This is a genomic window from Kamptonema formosum PCC 10802, assembly GCF_000332335.1.
GTDB lineage: Bacteria > Cyanobacteriota > Cyanobacteriia > Cyanobacteriales > Oscillatoriaceae > Oscillatoria.
Genome location: NZ_KB235948.1, coordinates 4408227 through 4428646, shown reverse-complemented (window position 1 = coordinate 4428646; position 20420 = coordinate 4408227). Strand labels below are relative to the sequence as shown.

Sequence of the window (20420 nt, the reverse complement as noted above, 5' to 3'; positions counted from 1 at the left end):
TTCATCCCACTGTACTTCTGCGGTTTTTCACTGTTTGGCGCTTCAGCTAATTACCCTTCGTCGTAGGGTTCTAGATCCAGGAGGTAGAGATAGGGTTCGGCGAGTTCTGGGCGCTGAAACGCTATCGCCCGCAGCAGATGCCAGTCATTTAACCCTTCAAAGGCATCAGCGTACTCATCCTGCTCGAGCCGCACCGCTAGCTGCGCCACATCATCTGGCGTCAGCTTGGCAATATCCAGCTTGTCAGTCGTTGACGTTCCCATCTGCGTTGGCCCTCTCTTGGCTAGCACCTGGATCAGTTGGAGTCAGCTTCGGCTTGATATGCGGCTCCGGACTCTATACTAAGCCTTTTCACCCGCTTTCGACATGGCTTCTATAACAAAACTTCGCATTAGAAGGATCTCGGCTGGGATGATTTGATGGCCGGTGTTGAATTCTCGGTACTGCACCGGCACCCCGAGGGCGGTGAGGACGTCCCGCGCCTGGTGGGCAGCGCGCAGGGGCACAACGGTGTCTTGCCTGCCGTGGGCGATCAGCACCGGCGGCGGATCGTCACCGGCAGGTTCTGGCTCTGAGTGCAAATACCCACTCAGGGAGACTAAGCCGGCAAAGGGCAGGGTGACGCCGACATCGAGCGTCATCGCCCCGCCTTGGGAAAAGCCGCTGAGAATGGTGCGCTCCAGGGGGATGCCGGTGGTGGTTTCCAGGGATATTAACCAGTCAGTGAGGATTTGGCGGCTTTCTTCGAGCCCCTGGTAATCTTTTGTTTCCAGGCTGTACCACGCTTTGCCTCCGGGCACGCTGTAGTGGGGGAAGGGGGCGTCGGGACAGAGGAACTGGCAATCGGGCAAATTGAGCAGCGGCGCTAAGGATGCCAGGTCATCGGCGCTGGCACCCCACCCGTGCAGCAGGACAATATTGCCGGTGGGGGGTTGACCGGTTGCGGGGGGTATGGTAATGGCTTGCACAGACAGAGGCTTGCTCCCAAAATTTTCAAACAGGTGGGCTGGCTGGATCGATTTTAGTGGGTTTGGAGGGCTTGAACCTCACCGTTTCCTGCGATTGCCGGCTGCGGAAGTCCTAAAGATGTTAGATTCAGCTGCTGACAGACCGCTAGACGTAGAGTCCGTGCTGGGGGAAAGGTTTGAAGCCTTTTTGTGCCGGCAATTGATGGGGGGCTGCTGAAAACCCTCACCTTAAGGCCAGGTTTTATCCCGCACATCAGCTGCCTTTTGTCAAGAGGAATTTGCGGGTTTTTTTTGCGGTCAAGCAGCATTTTAAGGATAAAGAGGCTGGGCTAGCTTTGGCGGCTTTGCGGGGTGCCGGTGAGGGGAGAGAAACTAGACGCAATTTCTCGCGTCTCTATAGGAGGCTGTCGAAACTGTTCCCCCTGTCATTTAGCCTTACAAAAATGTGAGCCTGCGGCAGTATTTTGTTAAGATAAGTAAAAAATTAAAAAAATCTTTAGACTCACCATAGGCGTTGACAGAGGCTGTAAAACGGATACAATAATAAAACAAGTTCGAGCGATCCTACCTGTGGTCAAGTTAGGTTTGACTCCGTTCGCGATCTTACCGGGGAGAGGGGGCGATCCCCCTAGTTCCGCTCAAGAAGCGGAACGTCTCCCGACAGGACGCTTGGACAGAAAAGACAAGATAGAGTCACGGCGAAAGTGGGGCGCATTCGCTCTCGAATGTGAGGCGTAACTGCTAATATGGATTGGCAGATTCGCCGCCGGTAGCCCAGAAGCGGTGCTGTGAAGTGGGACGGCTTTTTGAGTCGTTTAGTTTCAACTTGAGAGCGGGAAAAAAGATGGCGATCCATGCCGGACTCAGCTTTAAAGCGGGACAGCAGCGCGTCACCCTAGAGATAAGTCAGGACAGCAAATTATGCTCGACGATCTGGATAGAACTCTAGAAGAATTGCTCAAGCTCGAACTGCCGCCAACTCTGGCCGGTCAGGTGAGCGTCAGCTTTGTCACGCCCGACAGCGAGTTCGCCACCAAGGTGCAACTGCCAGCGATTGACTTTTTTCTCTATGACGTGCGGGAAAACGTGGAATTGCGCAATAATGAATGGTCAGTGGAGCGCAGCAGTAACGGCACGGCAACTAAAAAGCGCCCGCCGGTGCGGGTGGACTGCTCTTACCTGATCACAGTCTGGCCGGCAGATCGGTCTGATTCGCAAACAGAACACCGGCTGCTGGGCGAGGTGATGAAAGTGCTGCTGCGCTATCCCAAAATTCCGGCTGAAGTTCTCCAGGGAACTCTCAAAGGACAGGAACCCCCCCTGAGAACAAACACCCTGCGCCCCTCCCAGCTGCAAAGTTTGGGGGAATTCTGGCAGGCAATGGGAGGAAAGCCCAAGGCAGCGCTGAATTACACCGTTACTATATCGGTGGGAGTTCAGGAAACCCCAGAGGTTCTGCCGCTGGTGATGGAGAAGCTGATAAGCCAATAAAAATTACCGAGAGGAGGTGGGGGAAGTGCCAGCGTGGATTGGGTTGCAGCCGGTGCGCCGTCAGGTGGCAATTTACGGAAAAGTCAGCGATGCCCAAACCGGCTTGCCGATTCAGGGTGCCTTGGTGGAAATGGAGAAAATTCCAGAAACTTTTAAAAAGTGGCTGGCGTTGCGCTCCATACAGTATGGCAGCGACTGGGATAAAATGACAGAGCGCCCTGACAGGATTAGAACAGCAGCTGACGGCTACTTTCATTTTTTGGATTTGCCCGACGGTGAATATACGTTAAAGGCGTCGCTTCCCGGAGCGGGCACGCGCTACGGCACAGCTCAGGTGACAGTTACTGTAAGGCGCGAAGAGGGAGGTAAAATTGCCAGAAATTCTGCGGACATGGCCCTGCCACCGACAGCTATCAAGGGCCATATCGCAGCTGGGGATAAATCTGCTGTATTTATGGCTAAAATACAAATCGAGGGCAGTGCGGAGCCGGCTTTTAGTGACAGCAAGGGGAACTATCTGTTGAGCGGGCTGGAAGCGGGAAAGCAGGGGGCGAAGCGCACCGTGAATCTGAGGGTTTCTGCCTCGGGTTGCCAGCCGGTGTCCCAAATAGCGGAGATCAGTCAGGGTGAAGTGACAGTCTTAGACTGGGAGCTTGTTTGATAAAAACCGCCAAGACGCTGCGCCAAGGAAGAGGGAGAGGAGGAGAAAGTGAGAGCGCCAAGTGGCGGATAGCTGCCGGTGACGGGGCGGACACCTGTCGTCCCCAAACGGTAGAGCCGGTGGTTTCCGAGCAAAAATCTTATTGTTTTGTTCTCAATTAAGGAGTAAAAACGATGCCAAGCTATTTATCCCCAGGCGTGTACGTGGAGGAAGTGCCGTCAGGATCTGCGCCAATAGCAGGGGTGGGTACGAGTACAGCGGGGTTTATTGGGGTGATTCCCGCACCAGCCACACCCGCAACAGCTCCTGCTAAGGCTTCTGCTGGCGGCAAACAGCCCGCTGCAACAGGTTCAGACTTAGCAACCAAAGCTGGGGAAATAAAACTCTGTACCAACTTTGGTGAGTTTAAGAAGTTCTTTTGGGACTTTTCCCAGGAAACTGCGAAGAATCTCTTGGCTCATGCAGTCTACGGCTTCTTCAACAACGGGGGCACGCGCTGCTATGTGGTCTGGGTGGCAGGGGAGGCGGATATTGCTAAGGCACTGGAGTCTTTTGAGGCGATTGATGAAATTGCCATTGTTGCGGCTCCAGGAGTGACAAGCACAACTGGCCTGACTGCGGTCAAAGACCACTGCGCGAAGCTGGGCGATCGTTTCGCCATCCTTGACAGTCCGGAAACTGTGGATATGAGCAGCGCGAATCTAGTAGATACGCTGAAGACTTTCAACTCAGATTACGCGGCTATGTACTTGCCCTGGATTACAGTTTTCGATCCAGCTAGCAATAAGGAAATGAATGTACCGCCCAGCGGTCACATGGCAGGTATCTACGCTCGCGTAGACACGCAAAGGGGCGTCCACAAAGCGCCAGCAAACGAAACCGTTATGGGTGCGGTTGGGCTGAAGTATAATATAAGCAAAGCCCAGCAGGACGGACTCAATCCTAAAGGCATTAACTGCATCCGAAGCCTCAACGGCAATATCCGCGTTTGGGGGGCACGCACCCTGGGAGGCGATGATAACGGAGAGTTCAAATACATCAATGTCCGCCGGCTGTTTAACTTCCTGCGCGAGTCGATTGACGAAGGGACTCAGTGGGCTGTATTTGAGCCAAACTCCCCGGAACTGTGGGCGAAAATTCGCCGCAACGTCACGGCTTTTCTGATGATGGTCTGGCGCAGCGGTGCCCTGTTTGGCACTGCCCCAGAACAAGCGTTTTTTGTCAAGTGCGATGAGGAAACAAACCCCCCCGAAGTGCGGGATGCCGGTCAGGTTGTTACTGTAATTGGCGTAGCCGTTGTCAAGCCCGCCGAATTCGTCATCTTCCGGATTAGCCAGTGGGCCGGCCCGGGTGGCAGCTGAGGCTATAGCGGTTTTCAATCGGGTGAGGTACAGTTTTATTCCGTGCGACCTTGGGTAGGGGAGACGCGATTTATCGGAGACGCGATTTATCGCGTCTCTACAAGAGAAAGGATCTGTTTCTTGTTTCGTTTTGCCCAGGCATTTATTTTTCAACCCGCTATGTACCATCACAAATTGAAAACTGCTATAATTGTTGAGATGGCGCTTTTCAAATTCCCCCTGTAGTCCAGGCATCTTGCCTGTCCCGTTGCAGGATAAAAACAAATTTGTATGGTGTCCCAGCAGATAATCCCCGGTGTTTACAAAGAGGAAATCTTCCCGGCACCCGCCCTAGAACTGATTGCAGGCGTGCCGGCATTCCTTGGGTTCGCAGAGAAAGGGCCGGTTAATGAAGCCCAGAGACTGACTCTTTGGCCTAAGTTTGCGGAAACTTTTGGCCAGCCATCGCGTGAAGGCTACCTGTACCGTGCTGTAGAGGGTTTTTTCAGCAATGGTGGCCGACTTTGCTATGTGGTTCGCCTCCAGGAGGAGAATATTTCGCCAAAGGAGGCGCTATCCAACGCGCTAAAAGAATTGGAGTCTCTCGATGCGGTTGATTTAATCTGTGCCCCAGAGATTGTGGCAGGCAACCCAGAAATAGCTCTGGTGCAACAGATGCAGGGGGATATTGTAAAGCATTGCGACGAGCGCATGGGCGATCGTTTTGCTATTCTGGATTCTCCCAGCTTCTCCCCTGGGGCGGAGATCGCCAAAGAAATCCTGAAACATCGGCAGAATCTGCGGAGTCCAAACGCTGCCCTGTACTTTCCCTGGATTAAGATAGAAACTGGTTCCTACATCCCCCCTTGCGGTCACATTGCCGGTGTGTATGCCCGCTGCGACCGCGAAGTTGGCCCTCACAAGGCACCGGCTAACTACGTTCTGGAGGGTGTGCTGGACTTGCAGTTTGAGGTGTCTGACACAGACTTTGCCAAACTCAATCCTGAAAGCGAAGTCGCCGGTGTCAACGTCGTGCGTGCGTTCAGAGGGCGAGGCATCCGCATCTGGGGAGCCCGCACTTTGAGTTCCGATCCTGTTTGGCGCTACATCAACGTGCGGCGGTTATTTTTAACTGCCGGTCGCTGGATTGAACGCAATCTAGCCGATGTGGCCTTCGAGCCAAATGACTACAAATTGTGGGTGCGGATTGAGCGCGAATTGACCGCCTATTTTCAATCTCTGTTCCAGGGAGGGGCGCTGAAAGGCAGCACGCCCCAAGAAGGCTTCTACGTCAAGTGCGACGAAGAAACCAACCCGCCGGAAGTGCGCGATGCCGGGAAAGTGGTGACAGAAATTGGACTGGCACCCACTATTCCCAACGAATTTATCGTCGTTCGCCTCATTCACGGCACCACTGGGGTCAGCCTGACCCAAACTACTTCATCTCCATAGTTAGTTCTCAATCGTTAGTTCAAGGAGCTAATATGCCCGACATTAAACCACCGCACAGACCAGATCCCTACTCAACTTATAACTTCTATGTGGAGTGGAACGGTATTATTCACGCCGGCTTCCGGGAGTGTTCGGGACTGAACTCGACCCAGACGGCTGGGGAATATCGAGAAGGTACTGACCCCCTGACCGTGCGGAAATTACCTGGCCTGATTACTTATAACAATATCACCCTGAAGCGGGGCACCACAAATAACGACGAACTGTGGCAGTGGCGCTCTAAGATTATGAAGGGGGATGTTGAGCGCCGGGAGGTGTCAATTGTCCTCTTGGATGACACCGGCAAGGAGAAAATCCGCTGGAACTTGACCAACTGCTGGCCCGTTACCTGGTCTGGGCCAGACTTTAATGCCACCTCTAATGACGTAGCGGTGGAAACTCTGGAATTCGCCCACGAAGGACTAACCGTAGATAAGTGGTCGTAACTCGAATTTATCGAGTCAGATGTAACCTATGATGCAGCCGACTGAGTTTCCTTTTGTTCTCCCGCAAGGCTATGTAGATCCGGAGGGTAACGCCCACCGGGAAGGGGCGATGCGACTGGCGACTGCTTACGACGAGATCGCACCCATCCGCGATCCTCGCGTGGGGGCTAACCCGGGCTATCTCGTTATAATTCTCCTGTCGCGAGTCATCACTCGTCTGGGAACCGTCGAGCATATCAACCCCAAAGTTATAGAGAACCTTTTCTCTGCCGATTTGGTCTACTTGCAAGACTTTTACCAGCGAATAAACCAAAACGGACACAGCCGCCTTTTGGTAACTTGCCCTCACTGTCAGGGCGAGTTTGAGGTGGAAAGTGTGCCGGCGGGGGAGTAGTTCGCTACCCTTCAGACCGGCTGCTTGAAGAGGTAGCGTATATTGCCTATCACTTTCACTGGTCTTACGAACAGGTCATGGGTTTCGCGCACCGGGAAAGGCAGCAGTGGGTGGCTGAAATTGCCCGCATCAATCAGAGGTTAAATGAGGGGTTAGGGGCTGGCTCTTAGGTCGTTAGCGATTGAGGAGGAATCTGTGACAAGATTAGGGATGAATGCAGCCTTTTCTGCTGGGAGTAGCCTGCTGGGTGTCCGCTTTGACCCCTACATGAGCTATAATTTTTTAGTAGAAATTGATGGGTTGCTGACCGGGGGGTTTACTGAAGTCAGCGGTTTAGAAAGCCAGATAGAGCTGGAGTCTTACGCCGAGGGGGGCGTGAATGGATATGTCCATCAATTCCCGACGCGAACGACGTATCCGAATCTGGTTTTGAGCCACGGTCTGACAGACATCGACACTGTGTGGCGCTGGTATCACGACGCAAGCACTGGCAAAATTAAGCAAAAAAATGGTACGATTATGTTGCTGAACCGGCAGCGGCTGCCGGTGATGTGGTGGAATTTTAAAAAGGCTTATCCCGTCAAGTGGGTTGGGCCTCAGTTTAATGCCAATAATGCGACTGAGGTGGCGGTTGAGCGAGTGGAACTGGTTCACCAGGGAATTGACAAGCAACCTTTCTTGAGTTTGGGTTTGGGGTATGTCTGACATGAAGCCGCCCCTGACTGAGCCGAATTGGCAGTCGAGCATCGACCGGCGGTTTCAAGACCGGCTGATGCGCCCTCTGGTGAAACCGGGGATAATTGACACGTCCACGCTAGCGAGAAGAATTATTTCGCGGTGGCAGGGTTTCGCCAATCGGCTGCCGTTGCTGAGCCAGCTGGAGGGGCGCTGGGCTGGCGTCAGGGAGCTCTCAGTCGGTCAGGTGCCGGTTGTCTACGCCCAACAGCTGTACGCCAAACAGCAACAAGAACCGGCAAATCCATCAGGCGCTGCTGTCGCGCCGGCACAAGTCTCTCAGCGCGTCGCAACCCCGACTGTACAGGCGAAATTCGCCCCTGCAGCCGGTGGGGCGGGGGCGTCAGGGATGCCGGTGGCGGCTAGCCCTAGGGCTTCCACCGGCACTGCTGAACCTTCGCCCCTGCCGGTGGTGGCCAGCCAACCCCCAACTCCGACCGGCACTCCTCAAGTGTCCAGTTCTCCCCTGCCGGTGGTGGCCAGCCAACCCCCAACTCCGACCGGCACTCCTCAAGTGTCCAGTTCTCCCCTGCCGGTAGTGGCCAGCCAGCCGGTGCGGGGCCCAGAAGCGCAGGCGGGACTGCTGCCGGCAGTTTACGCCCAACCACCGGGTGGTGGTGCAGCCAAAACTGACTCACAGCCAGCTCGCACTCAAGCTAGTCCACTGCCGGTTGTGCCGGCGAAATTCACCTCCGGGAGCAACCTCGCGCCGCAAGTGCTGGACACCGATCGGGGATTGCCAGTGGCCAGGATTAAAGGCGAGAGCTTCTCCCCAAGGGAATCGCCCCTACCCCCGGAAATTCGGGCAGTGCGGGACAGTCGGCTGCCGGCAATGGGCCAAAGCTCAACGCCCCTGCCGGTGGTGCGGGTTTCCACTGGAGCGCTGGCGGCACAGCAGCTGTCGGGTGCGCTGCTGAGAAACCAGGCTGCTGGGAAGGCAACAGTGGGTTCCCCGGCAATTACAGCAATGCCACCTGAGAAAAGCACACCCTCGCCGCTGCCGGTGGTGGCCCAGCAACCGGCAGCTGGCTCGACTGGATTGGGGACGCCCCTGGTGCTGCCGGTTCCCCCCGCGCTAGCGGGACAGGGACGAGAAGCAAATAGCAGCCAGCCTCTGGCTTCTGCGCCGCACAGTCCAGGGACCGGGAGCGCTGCGAAAACTGCAGCTTCCCAGCAGACACCGGCCAGACTTCCCCCAGTATCGGGGGCTCAGGCAGAGCGAAATATTGGGCCTGAAACGGAGAAGCCGGCAAAAATTGACACCGACGAACTGGCAGACAAAATAGAGCGAAAACTCATGCGGCGGTTAACAATCGAAAATGAGCGAAGGGGGCGCGGACAATGGCGCTAGAGAAACTAAAAATTGCCATAGAAGAAAACTATCCAACATTTGGCAGACCTGTCGAAGTCCTGTTCAATCCCCAGCAAATTCAGATCAGCCGGTCTGGGGGCACGATCGACGAAGGCCAGCTGGTAGGCGGCGAGGCACCGGCTACCTTAACCATCGAATTGTTCTTCGACACAACTCTGGGTAAATTTGGGCCGGAAGACGTGCAGCGCTACACAAAAACCATCTACAACCTCACCCGCAAAAAGGGAAAATTGAACAGGCCGCCCCTGTGCCGGTTGATGTGGGGAAAGGGCAGTGTCTGGTTTTTGCAGGGATTTTTGAAGGATGTCAGCAAGACACTCACTCATTTTCTCGAAGATGGCACCCCTGTTCGCGCCAAACTGAATTGCACCTTTGAAGAGTGGGTTCCCCCAGAGTACAAGCAAAAAAGTCAGAACCCAATTGACGACCCGACCCGCATTGTGCGGCGGGGAGAAACCCTCAGCAGTATCGCCGCTGAAGAATACAGTGACCCCTCCCTCTGGCGGGTGATTGCTGATGCCAATAAGATTTCTAACCCGCGTGCCATCACCCCCGGTCAAATCCTGACCGTGCCCCCCCTGCGGGCCGGCAGCTCCACCAGCACAAGGTAAAAACTGCTATGCCTAAACCCACCGACGTCCAGTTACTTGTCCCTCAAATCCAAGTCCTGATTAAAGGCACCCGCCTCCCTTTAAACGCAGAAGCCGATCTGATCTCGGCCACGGTGTCAGAAGATTTGGAGGCACTGGGGATGTTTGCTCTGGAAATGGTGAACTGGGACACCATTAAAGGCAAAGTTACCTGGTCGGACAGCGCCCTGTTCGATGTGGGCAATCAGGTCGAACTCCAGATGGGGTACAAAAACAATTTAAAAACCTTGATGGTGGGGGAGATTGCCGGGTTGGAACCGGAATTTTCTCGGGAAGAGGTTCCCAGACTTGTTGTGCGCGGGTACGACTTGCGCCACCGGCTGAGCAGGGGTCGCAAAACCCGCTCGTTTACTAAAATGAAAGACAGCGACATTGCTGGCCAGATTGCCAGAGCTCGGGGACTGACTGCCCAAGTCAAAGATACCAAGGTGAAGCTGGATTATGTGCTGCAGGCGAACCAAACCGATCTGGAGTTTTTACAGGAAAGGGCTGGGCGGATTGGATACGAAGTCGCTGTGGAAAACAAAACCCTGCTCTTCCGGCCCCACCAAAATAATAGTCAAAAGGTATTGACGTTGAAATGGGATGAGGATATAATAGAATTCACGCCTCGAATGAGCGCCATGAACCAAGTTAGCCAAGTAGAGGTGCACAGCTGGAACCCCAAACAGAAAAAAGCGCTGATTGGCAAAGCCGGTGCCGGCAGCGAGACAACGACAATGAAAGGCTCCACCAGCGGGCCAAAAGAAGCTAACAAAGCTTTTGGCAAAGCTACTAACGTGATTGTTAGCGAACCCGCAGCCACTCAGGCAGAAGCTGACCAGATAGCAATGGGGCAGTTTAACGAGATGGCACTGGCGTATATAACCGGCGAAGGAATTTGTGCGGGACAGCCGGAAGTGCGAGCCGGCAAGGTGATTGAAATTGCGGGAGCCGGCAAGCGCTTCAGCGGACTATATTACGTTATCTCTGCCACGCACACCTATTCGCAAGATCGCGGTTACCGCACCGAATTTTCGGTAAGGAGAAATGCCACATGATGGGAATAAGCATGCTGTCGGAACTTTTGGCCGCACCGGAACGCGAGGGGCGTTTTTTTGGGGTGACGGTGGGAATTGTTACCAATAATAAAGATGAGGAGGGTTTGGGGCGAGTTAAGGTAAAATTTCCCTGGCTGTCTGACAAAGATGAGAGCTACTGGGCGCGGGTGCTGACTCCGATGGCGGGAAAAGAAATGGGCATTTACTTTTTGCCGGAAGTCAATGACGAGGTGCTGGTGGCTTTCGCCCACGGCGATATCGAATCTCCCTATATTTTGGGGGCGGTGTGGAATGGCGAGGACAAGCCTCCGCAAACGAATAGCGATGGCAAAAACAACCTCCGCCTGATTAAGTCTCGCAGTGGCCACCAGATTATTTTGGATGACACTGATGGCCAAGAGCGGATTGTGATTCGAGATCGCACGGAAAAAAATCAGATTGTTATCGATTCTAAGGAGAATAGCCTCAGCATTAAAGTAGAAAAGGACATTGCCATTGAGGCCAAGGGCAAAATTACCATCAAAAGCAGCGATGGGGATATCGCTATTGAAGCGAAAAACCTCAGCTTCAAAGCCCAGCAAAATTGCGAAATCAAAGCCGACAGCAATTGCAACCTTCAAGCCAGTGGCGGAATGGCCCTCAAAAGCAGCGATGGGGATATCGCTATTGAAGCGAAAAACCTCAGCTTCACAGCCGACAGCAATTGCAACCTTCAAGCCAGTGGCGGAATGGCCCTCAAAAGCAGCGATGGGGATATCGCTATTGAAGCGGAAAACCTCAGCTTCACAGCCGACAGCAATTGCAACCTTCAAGCCAGTGGCGGAATGGCCCTCAAATGCTCGGCGGGAGTCAAAATCAATGACTCTTCCTTAGAAGTGGGCTAAAGCCCAACTACGAACTTTGGGCTAAAGCCCAACTACGAACTTTTGGGCTAAAGCCCAACTACGAACTTTTGGGCTAAAGCCCAACTACGAACTTTTTGGGCTAAAGCCCAACTACGAACTTTTGGGCTAAAGCCCAACTACGAACTTTTGGGCTAAAGCCCAACTACGAACCGGCAATATTTTTTAACTTACTTAACCTTTGCATTGTTAGCGATTGTGCGGTATAGTAAAAGATGAACAGCGATTTTTTAGGAGTGGGATGGACATCCCCAGTCGGGCTAGACGAAAAGAGTCGAATCAAAATGGCACGCTATGAAGATTGCGTCCGCCAGTCGATTTGGACGATCCTCAGCACCGCTTATGGCGAACGCCTGATGCGCCCGGATTTTGGCTGCGGCATCCACAATCTCGTCTTTGCTCCCAACAGCGCCGGCACAATTGGACAGGCGATTAGCGAAGTCCAGCAAGCCTTAACTCAGTGGGAGCCGCGCATTGACGTGCTGGATGTAGATGCCTACCCCGATCCAAATCAGCCCAACCGGCTGCTGATTCAAATCAATTACCAAATCCGCACGACTAACAACCGGTTTAATTTGGTTTATCCGTTTTATCTAGAGTAATCGCCATGTCGATCCAGCCCGCAAAAATTGACAGTCGCACCTACGAGGATATCGTCGCCCAGACTGAGGAATTGGCGAAAAAATTCACGGATTGGCGTCCTATTGATGATGGCCAGCCAGATGCCGGTCGGGCGCTGATTCGCATTTTTGGGCGCATGGCGGCAGGGGTGAGCGAGCGCCTCAATAAAGTCCCTGAGAAAAACTTTTTGGCTTTTCTCGACTTGATTGGCACCCAAATCCTGCCGCCGCAACCGGCACGAGTTCCCCTCACTTTTAATTTAGTCGCTGGCGGCGCTGCAGATGCCTTTGTGCCGGCAGGCACTCCAGTGGCATCCCCACCGGCAGCAGGGGAAGAAGAAGAGGTGGTTTTCGAGACGGAACGGGATTTGGTTCTGACTGCGGCGCAGCTGCAAGCCGTTTTTGTCCGCGAACCTGCGGCGGACAAATACAGCGACTGCACCCCAGAAGCAACCGGCAAATCGGATGCAGCTTTTCCAGCATTTAGTGGCAGCCAGATCGTCGAGCACTACCTGTACATGGCGTGCGATTCGCTTTTCACGACCCTGCCCAAAACTAACACTGTCACCCTGAATATTGATTTCTCTCAAAATAACGATATCAACAAAGCGTCCTCCCTCATTTGGTCCTCCTGGGATGGCCTAAAGGGGAAGGAATTCCAGCCATCAATCACCTATAATAGCGGGCAAAACAATAAGTGGCAAGTCCAAATTAATAACCTGCAGGCACCGGCACGAAAAACCGTCAGCGGCATAGAAGCGGCTTGGCTGCGGGTTGGTTTGAAGGCCGCGATTTCTTCCAGCCAGTCTTGGCCGTCTGTTAATAGCATTAGGATTAAGGTTGCGGTCACAGAAAATAATTTAATAGCGCCTGACTTTTGTTTCTCCAACGCCGGCACTCTGGATCTCAGCAAGGATTTCTACCCGTTGGGTGAACAGCCGCGCTTTAACGATACTTTTTACATCGCCTGCCAAGAAGTGTTTGCCAAACCGGCTGCTGGGGTCACGGTAGAAATGAAAGTCAGCGATTTGCCTATCAGTAAAACCGGCGGCGCGGAAATTGTCTGGGAAGCGTATAGCGGTTCCAGCTGGGAAACCCTAGGAAGGTCTAGCGTTAATAACTCTAAAGTTAGCGGTCAGGCAAATTTTAGCGACGGAACCCAAGCCTTCACCAAAGACGGGAATATAACATTTACCCTGCCCTCGCAGATGCAACCGGCAACAGTCAGCGGTGTGACGAATTACTGGGTGCGGGCGAGACTTATGAAAGGCAATTATCAACAAGAAGGGGGCAGCGTCGCACCGCCATCGCTGCAATCTATTAAGCTCAAATATACTTATACATCTGAGGAAATTCCCCTGACCGCTTGCCAGACTTACAACGATTTTGCTTATGAGCAGATGCAGGATGGGAAGAGTTTCCAGCCTTTCAGTCCGACAGCGGATGCAAATCCAGCGCTATACCTGGGATTTGACAGGGCTTTTGCCAACCGGCCTGTCGCCCTCTACGCTGGGGTAGAGCCGCCACTTCCCGGGGAAATCGCAAAGGCGAATCCGGTAACAGCACCGGCGCGGGTGGTTTGGGAATACGCCAGCCCTGCCGGCTGGGCTCGTCTGGGGGTTGAGGATGAAACGGACGCCTTGAGCAAAAACGGGCTGGTGCGGTTTGTTGGGCCAGGGGACTTCACTCCCCGGGCTGAGTTTGGCCAGTCCCTCTACTGGCTGAGGGCCAGGTGGGAGAGCGGCCAGTTCCTGGTGCCTCCCCGGTTGCGGCGGGTGCTGACCAATACAATGTGGGCCTCTCAGGCGGTGACGGTGGCCGAGGAGATATTGGGCTCAAGCGATGGCAACCCCGGCCAAACTTACCGCACGGCCCAAGTGCCGGTGCTGCTGGGCCAGCGGCTGCAAGTCCTCGAACCGGCACTCCCCTCGCCAGCGGAACAGGCGGCGATTGAAAAACTGGAGGGTGCCGGTGCGATTGTCGGCGTCCAGGATGAGGCGGGACAGGTGGGAGGTGCCTGGGTGGTTTGGCACGAGGTGGCGGATTTCTATGGCTCTGGGCCACGCGACCGGCACTACGTCCTCGACCGGCTCGCCGGGGAGGTGCGCTTTGGCGATGGCCTGCAGGGGACGATCCCGCCCCAAGGGCGCAATAATATTCGCCTCGCTCCCTACCGCAGCGGCGGCGGGGTGCGGGGCAACCGGCCCGCCCTGACGGTTAGCGAACTCAAGACCACGGTGCCTTATGTGGATAGCGTCACCAACCTGGAAGCAGCTGCCGGTGGGGCGGAGGGAGAGTCTTTGGAGGCGGTGAAAGAGCGGGGGCCAAAGGCGCTGCGCCACCGGGGGCGGGCGGTAACGGTGGAAGATATGGAGGATTTAGCGCTGGAAGCCTCAACAGAAGTGGCCCGCGTTCGCGCCATTACCCCTCACTTCAATCCCATTGATGGCTTGCAGTGGCTGCCAATTTACCAGATTAATCTTGATGCGCCAGGAGAGATTAAAGTCGAACTGAGTTCGCTGCCGACCAACCTGACAGTAGAGGGGAAAATCAGCGGTCCGGGACAGTCAAATCCCTACGCTTCCAAGCAGTTGAATCGCAATAAACCTGCCATGAGCTATACCGTGACAGAGGAGCAGTTCAGTGCCGGCAAAGAGTGGAGCGTCACCCTGGTTAACTTGGGAGAGTCCATGCAGGTAACCGCTAAAATAAAAATTACCTACCCTACAGGTTCTAAGAGCGGAGAATTTCTAGCCGCAGGCCAAAAAACGGCCAGTCAAAATAACCCTTATACAAGGGTGAGAGATGCTGGTATAATAGAATTGCTGATAGTGCCGCGCATTCCCACATTAGGCCAGCCGACTCCAAATCTGAGTTTGCTGGAGTGCATTGGGAGTTATATCCGCGAGCGCTGCGCCCCTTGTGTTGATTTGCGAGTCACTGAACCCGACTGGGTTAAGGTGACTGTAAATGCTACAATTGTTCCTGTATTGGTGGAAAGAGCTGATGAGGTGAAGGACGCAGCAGCGAATGCCCTGGTCAAATTCCTGCACCCGCTGACGGGCGGGGCGGACGGTCAGGGCTGGGCCTTTGGCCGCCGCCCGCACGAGTCAGATTTGTATGCCATATTGCAAAAAGTTGAGGGAGTGAAGTACGTTGATTCTCTCGTCATTAATGCCTCCCAAGATTTTGAAAAAATCGCAGCTGACCGGCGGGACAGGTTTTTGATTTATTCGGGCACGCATCAAATCAGCCTAATTTCCCCTGGAGGAGGAGCTTGAAATGCCGCTACCCTTACCCAATCTCGACGACCGCACTTATGCGGACTTGGTGGAGTCAGCCCGCTCCCAGATTCCTATTGAGTGTCCGGAATGGACAGACCACAACCCAACGGATACCGGCATTATTTTGATTGAGTTGCTGGCTTGGCTGACGGAAATGGCACTCTATCGGGTCAATCAAGTGCCCGATAAGAATATCGAAACGTTTCTGCAGCTGCTGAACGGGCCAAAATGGAAACTGGAGGGCGAGTTGCAGGCGGCAATTCGCAAAACCGTTGCCGATTTGCGAAAGCCCTACCGGGCGGTGACTTGCGAGGATTTTGAGCGCTTGGCCACAGAAGACTGGAATCAGACCCATGAGGCAAAGTTATTCGGCAAAATTAAGCGGGCGCGATGCTTTCCGGAGCGCAACCTGGGGCTGGATAACGCAGAAAAACGATTGGAAAAGGCTCCCGGACATATCAGCTTGGTGGTGGTTCCAGACGCGCCAGACACAGAAGCTACGCCCCAACCATCACCGGCACTGCTGGCGGCTTTGTGGCGGTTTTTCGACGAACGGCGGTTGCTCACCGCACGCCACGATGTTGTCGGGCCTGAATATGTGAAAATTAAGATTGGGGCGACGCTAATTCTGCAAGAAGGTGCGGGAAAGGAAGAGGTGAGCAAGCGGGTTAGGGAAATCATCACAAATTTCTTTCACCCTCTCAAGGGTGGCGCGGATAGCACCGGCTGGCCTTTGGGCCGCAGCGTCTATGTTTCTGAAGTTTACGAATTGCTGGATGGGGTTGCCGGTGTGGACTATGTTGAGAAAGTAAATTTGGAGCTAGTGGATACATCGAAAGCCACGGCAATTTCCCCGGAAGGTACGGTCAAGCAGATTGTGCTTCGGGACTATCAGTTGGTTGCAGCAGTTGCAGGCGAGTTTACCGTAATGGAGGCTTGGCAAATCCATGACAGAAAATAGCCAATCGGGCCGCTTAAGCAGTTATTTGCAGTACCTGCCGGCCCACCTGCAATCGGATGCGTTTGTCGGGCGGTTCCTGCTGGCGATGGAGCGGATTTTAACCGGCTTGACGCCAGGGGAACCCGATGATATAATTCCAGAACAGTACGGTTTAGAAGAGTACCTAGACCGGATCGACACTTACTTTAATGCGGAGAAAACTCCAGCGGATTTTTTGCCCTGGCTTGCCAGTTGGGTGGCCGCCAGCCTGCGGGAGGACTGGGATGAAAGTTTCAAGCGCCAGTTTATCGGCAATATTGCGACTTTGTACCGCCTGAGGGGGACGAAGGCAGGGGTGAAGAGATTGTTAGAACTTTACACCCGAGAGGAAGTTAAGATTTATGAGTTCGACCTGCCGGCTCACTATTTCCAAGTTGATATAACGTTGAGCGAGCGCGACCCGCAAAATCTGCGGCGACAGCAGCAGATAGCCAAAACAATTTTGGACTTGCAGAAGCCGGCGCACACGTTTTACAGGCTCCAGGTACTGCTCTCCACCATGCAAATCAAAAATAATGATTTGGCCAAAGGGATAATTGTGGGGAGGACGACCCTGCTGGGCACCACAACAATTCGCTGAGCCAGAACAAACATTACGCAGGAGAACGGAAATGGCAGCTAATTACCAGCAACCGGAATATGTTGAAAAGAGGCTCCGCTACTTCGACGGTCAGTTTTTAAAAGACCAGGACTTTATCGACGAACAGAAATATCACATTGACCGGCAGCGCCGGCTCAGCCGGATTCTCCAGGTTTCGGGGATTAGCGAAGGTGTGGGGGTAACTTCAACCGCAGCCGATACCGTCAGCGTAGCTGCCGGCACAGCAGTTGACCCCAAAGGCCGGCTGATTGTTCTAGCCGAACCGGGAAATGTTTCCGTAGCTGGCAACAGAAATCTAACGGTAAACCTGTTTATTTCCTACCAAGAGGTAGAGTCAGATAAGGCGCAGGAGGGGAGCGAAGGCAACCGGCGCTGGCATGAAAAGCCGCTGATTGCAGTCGTTGCAGAAGGAGATCCCGATCCGCCGGAATCTGTGAAGCTGGCAAAGCTGAGCGTTGATAAAGATGGCCTAGTTAAAGTTGACAGCACAGTGCGCCAGTATTCGGGAGTTTACCTGCCAGCCGGCGGCGGAAATGGCCCGACCCTGCGTTCTGGGGGCGACAGCGCTAGCAATTTAGCGGTTCTCACCGGCGATTTGAACGTCACGGGATCTCTGAAAGTTAGCGGCAGCCTCACCAGTAACAGTCTCTCTCTTGGGAGTGGCAGCATTACGGCAGGGAGTGCCACCATCAGTGGCAATCTCACGACAACCGGCAACGCCGGCATTGGCACAGCTTCTCCCACCGAAAAGTTAGAAATTGCGGGGAATATCAAAGCCAGTGGCAGCATTACGGCAGCCGGTGCCACGATTAGCGGCAATCTCACGACAAACGGCAACGCCGGCATTGGCACAGCTTCTCCCACCGAAAAATTAGAAATTGCGGGGAATATCAAAGCCAGTGGCAGCATTACGGCAGCCGGTGCCACGATTAGCGGCAATCTCACGACAAACGGCAACGCCGGCATTGGCACTGCTTCTCCCACCGAAAAGTTAGAAGTTGCGGGGAATATCAAAGCCAGCGGCAGCATTACGGCAGCCAGTGCCAACATTACTGGCGCTTTCACTGCGGGCAGCTTTACGGTTAACTCTTTATCCGTGGGCAGCGGCGGCATCACAACAGCCAGTGGCAATCTCAGCTTTGGCAGCACAGTCAGGCAGATGATTAATTTGTGGCAGCAAGGTTATGGCATCGGGGTGCAGGGCGGCACGCAGTATTTTCGCACGGATAAAAACTTTGCCTGGTATAAAGGCGGTTCCCATAATGACGCCGAACTCAATGCGGGCACCGGCGGCGCAGTCCAGATGGCCATTAAGGATGGCTTTGTCGGCATTGGCACTGCGAATCCAGGTGGAAGACTTCATGTGGTTGGGGATATCCTTTTTAACGAAACCAACAACCAAAAATTTATCATTCACACCCGCAATGGTTTATCGGGCGACTTTTTGCAAATCACCCATGACAATAGTGATGGAAATTGGTCCTGGGGGAACGGAATTATTCTCAAAAGAGATGGCAATGTCGGCATCGGCACAAATGCTCCCACCGAAAAGTTAGAGGTCGCCGGCAATCTCAAAGTGAATGGCTATTATGCAGCCGTTGGCTCTGAAGTTCTTCGCATCATACGCGGTGCGGTAAGGCCCTCGGGAGGCATTGACAGTGGCTCGGGTTTTACGGTATCAAAGGTTAGTACAGGGGTATATGACATCAACTTCACTGCATCGTTTTCTGCCAAACCAACAGTTGTCGTGACTCAACATTATCCCGATGCTGACGATTTCACTAGCACCGGAGCTGATACCCGTGACAACGCTGTAGTCATTGCTGTTTCCACAAGTAAATGCCGGCTTAAATGTGGGGACGGTAACGGTGGTGCGGCTGATAGGCGATTTGAATTTATTGCAATTGGCACCCGGTAAGCGCTGAGCTTTTAATTCTCAGCCGCTGACAGATATCCCGCGCAATCGTGTTACTTTTACTATTTGGCTAGTTTCCAGGCTCTAGCTACTGCGACAGACTTTCGCCCGCCTGCGCGGGCTTAAGATAGCACTTAGGTGCTTTCGACTTCGAGCCCGGGCTCAAAAGTGACACGATTCCTATCCCGCTTTTCAAGTTGTGAGGGTACAGATCGGATTGAGAAATGGGTTTCTAGCAGGGGCGGGCTCAGCCAAGATATCTATCAGAAATCCAGTATGTTACTAAACCAGCCCCTGCTTCTACAGACGCGATAAATCGCGTCTCAGATCCCCGGATGCCTGCGGATATAAAAATGTACCGCACCGCTCTGAAAAACGCGCCAAACGGGGAAAAAATTGAACAGCAGCTGTAGCGAAAGGATGATAAAATGGCGGATTTTATCCTGATTACCGGCGACAAAGCCATGTTCAACCCCACCTTTGGCCAAGCAACCGTGGTGGTGCAGCCCGGAACCCTGGCGGGTACCGGCAAATGCAAAATCACCGGCAAGCTGGTCTGCGTGGATGGGGACGAGAAAAAAGTCATCGTTCCCGACTGTAACTACATAACGGCGCAGCACACCATTCCCGGTATGGGAACCCTATCCATCCAGTCTCTGGGCGGAGATCAAAAAGCCAAGAAAGCCAAATCCGGCGGCAAGCCGGTGCTGCTCAAAGGCAGCACTTTTACTGCTAAATTTCAAGTGACGGCACCGGCACAGCAACCGCCCCCTGGCCCGGGGTCGCCGGTCCCCGACGCCACCCCCCAGTATTCTGGCACCGGCACCTTCATCACCACTAACATGAAAGTCAGAGCCACTTAAACTTTTTGTGGGCCTCCCGCCAGGATGATTCCAGATTTTTGCTGCTGGGAACCCCACCCCCCAACCCCCTCCCCGTTAACGGGGAGGGGGAGAAGAAAGGGGGAGTCATTTCTCGAATGTGAAACGCCTTGTTTTGAATTACAATACAGAGGAGTCTTGCCTTATGAAAGAACAGCTAGAACAGCGCCTCCAATCCCTGAAATCAGAATACGAAGCGGGTCAAAAAATGCTGTCTGACTTAGAAGCCCAGCAGGCGAGCGTGAGACAGACACTCCTGCGCATCAGCGGCGCAATTCAGGTGCTGGAAGAAGAACTGGCCAAAGCCAACAGCGAGGGGAACGCCCCACTGCCGGAATCTCCTGAGGTGCAGGAAAGAATTGGGCCACTTCTTGAGGCGGCGACTTCATAATTTTCAGCGGGTGGGGTGCGAAACCTAGTGCGAAACCCACCCTACTTGGCGGGCAACTGATAAAGCTGTATACGGTATAATTTATATAGACAGCGTTGCCTTTCAGAAACCAACCGATTCAACCTTGACAGTAGCGGACGAGAAATATCATGGGACATCAACGACATCTCCAACCCAAAACAGCGGCACAAAGCCCTCAGGAACCGGCAAAAAATAGCGCCGGACCGCAAGCTCATCC

At 53.8% G+C, this 20420-nt stretch carries 22 protein-coding genes; 20 read left to right on the top strand and 2 right to left on the bottom strand.

The genetic code is table 11. The annotated features are described in order from the left end of the window. Positions 1-50 precede the first annotated feature (50 nt). Both isiD and OSC10802_RS0119220 read right to left on the bottom strand, forming a co-directional pair. A complete protein-coding gene (gene isiD / locus OSC10802_RS0119225) occupies positions 51-263 on the bottom strand; it encodes a protein IsiD (protein ID WP_017718403.1) in 213 nt (70 codons plus the stop codon). Between the two features lie 78 nt (positions 264-341). Next, positions 342-974 carry an alpha/beta hydrolase gene (locus tag OSC10802_RS0119220; protein WP_026098627.1) on the bottom strand — a complete coding sequence of 211 codons (633 nt, stop codon included), beginning with the start codon at positions 972-974 and terminating at the stop codon, positions 342-344. 915 nt (positions 975-1889) lie between these two features. Between OSC10802_RS0119220 and OSC10802_RS0119210 the strand changes: the two genes are divergently transcribed. The 20 genes from OSC10802_RS0119210 to OSC10802_RS0119125 all read left to right on the top strand — a co-directional run bounded on the left by OSC10802_RS0119210 (position 1890) and on the right by OSC10802_RS0119125 (position 20182). Then, the gene (locus OSC10802_RS0119210; protein ID WP_017718401.1) at positions 1890-2459 is read left to right on the top strand and encodes a Pvc16 family protein; all 570 of its coding nucleotides are present in this window, start codon (positions 1890-1892) and stop codon (positions 2457-2459) included. Positions 2460-2484: 25 nt separating this feature from the next. Then, positions 2485-3120, top strand: coding sequence for an MSCRAMM family protein (locus OSC10802_RS0119205; protein ID WP_198525149.1), 636 nt, complete (start codon positions 2485-2487; stop codon positions 3118-3120). Next, entirely contained in the window at positions 3117-3281 is a 165-nt protein-coding gene (locus tag OSC10802_RS50345) for a hypothetical protein (RefSeq protein WP_155968069.1), read from the top strand. Before OSC10802_RS0119205 ends, OSC10802_RS50345 begins: the two co-directional genes overlap by 4 nt. A 12-nt stretch (positions 3282-3293) precedes the next feature. Next, the gene (locus OSC10802_RS0119200; RefSeq protein ID WP_017718399.1) at positions 3294-4481 is read left to right on the top strand and encodes a phage tail sheath family protein; all 1188 of its coding nucleotides are present in this window, start codon (positions 3294-3296) and stop codon (positions 4479-4481) included. A 270-nt stretch (positions 4482-4751) separates the two neighbouring features. After that, entirely contained in the window at positions 4752-5912 is a 1161-nt protein-coding gene (locus OSC10802_RS0119195; RefSeq protein WP_017718398.1) for a phage tail sheath family protein, read from the top strand. Between the two features lie 32 nt (positions 5913-5944). Further along, positions 5945-6397, top strand: coding sequence for a phage tail protein (locus OSC10802_RS0119190; RefSeq protein WP_017718397.1), 453 nt, complete (start codon positions 5945-5947; stop codon positions 6395-6397). Positions 6398-6425: 28 nt separating this feature from the next. Next, complete coding sequence (locus tag OSC10802_RS0119185) at positions 6426-6791, top strand: hypothetical protein (RefSeq protein ID WP_017718396.1); 366 nt, start codon at positions 6426-6428, stop codon at positions 6789-6791. Between the two features lie 20 nt (positions 6792-6811). After that, complete coding sequence (locus OSC10802_RS56555) at positions 6812-6961, top strand: DUF6760 family protein (protein WP_369797123.1); 150 nt, start codon at positions 6812-6814, stop codon at positions 6959-6961. A 25-nt stretch (positions 6962-6986) separates the two neighbouring features. Then, positions 6987-7496, top strand: a complete 510-nt coding sequence (locus OSC10802_RS0119180; protein ID WP_232731712.1) for a phage tail protein — start codon at positions 6987-6989, stop codon at positions 7494-7496. Then, a complete protein-coding gene (locus OSC10802_RS0119175) occupies positions 7489-8877 on the top strand; it encodes a hypothetical protein (RefSeq protein ID WP_026098624.1) in 1389 nt (462 codons plus the stop codon). The genes OSC10802_RS0119180 and OSC10802_RS0119175 overlap by 8 nt, the downstream gene beginning before the upstream one ends. Further along, entirely contained in the window at positions 8868-9509 is a 642-nt protein-coding gene (locus tag OSC10802_RS0119170; RefSeq protein WP_017718394.1) for a CIS tube protein, read from the top strand. The genes OSC10802_RS0119175 and OSC10802_RS0119170 overlap by 10 nt, the downstream gene beginning before the upstream one ends. Before the next feature lie 8 nt (positions 9510-9517). Then, a complete protein-coding gene (locus OSC10802_RS0119165) occupies positions 9518-10588 on the top strand; it encodes a phage late control D family protein (RefSeq protein ID WP_017718393.1) in 1071 nt (356 codons plus the stop codon). Continuing rightward, the gene (locus OSC10802_RS0119160) at positions 10585-11472 is read left to right on the top strand and encodes a phage baseplate assembly protein V (protein ID WP_044170168.1); all 888 of its coding nucleotides are present in this window, start codon (positions 10585-10587) and stop codon (positions 11470-11472) included. Before OSC10802_RS0119165 ends, OSC10802_RS0119160 begins: the two co-directional genes overlap by 4 nt. Before the next feature lie 233 nt (positions 11473-11705). Further along, on the top strand, positions 11706-12092 hold the full coding sequence (locus OSC10802_RS0119155; RefSeq protein ID WP_017718391.1) for a gp25 family contractile injection system sheath assembly initiator: 387 nt from the start codon (positions 11706-11708) through the stop codon (positions 12090-12092). A gap of 5 nt (positions 12093-12097) precedes the next feature. Beyond that, entirely contained in the window at positions 12098-15391 is a 3294-nt protein-coding gene (locus OSC10802_RS44550) for a baseplate J/gp47 family protein (RefSeq protein ID WP_017718390.1), read from the top strand. Between the two features lies 1 nt (position 15392). Continuing rightward, positions 15393-16355, top strand: a complete 963-nt coding sequence (locus OSC10802_RS0119145; RefSeq protein ID WP_017718389.1) for a baseplate J/gp47 family protein — start codon at positions 15393-15395, stop codon at positions 16353-16355. Beyond that, positions 16342-16974 (top strand): phage tail protein I, encoded by a 633-nt coding sequence (locus tag OSC10802_RS0119140; protein WP_017718388.1) that lies wholly within the window; start codon positions 16342-16344, stop codon positions 16972-16974. Before OSC10802_RS0119145 ends, OSC10802_RS0119140 begins: the two co-directional genes overlap by 14 nt. Before the next feature lie 31 nt (positions 16975-17005). Next, a complete protein-coding gene (locus OSC10802_RS45425; RefSeq protein WP_017718387.1) occupies positions 17006-18913 on the top strand; it encodes an autotransporter outer membrane beta-barrel domain-containing protein in 1908 nt (635 codons plus the stop codon). Between the two features lie 425 nt (positions 18914-19338). Further along, the gene (locus OSC10802_RS0119130) at positions 19339-19773 is read left to right on the top strand and encodes a contractile injection system spike tip protein (protein WP_017718386.1); all 435 of its coding nucleotides are present in this window, start codon (positions 19339-19341) and stop codon (positions 19771-19773) included. A gap of 163 nt (positions 19774-19936) precedes the next feature. Then, positions 19937-20182 carry a hypothetical protein gene (locus tag OSC10802_RS0119125; RefSeq protein ID WP_017718385.1) on the top strand — a complete coding sequence of 82 codons (246 nt, stop codon included), beginning with the start codon at positions 19937-19939 and terminating at the stop codon, positions 20180-20182. Positions 20183-20420 lie beyond the last annotated feature (238 nt).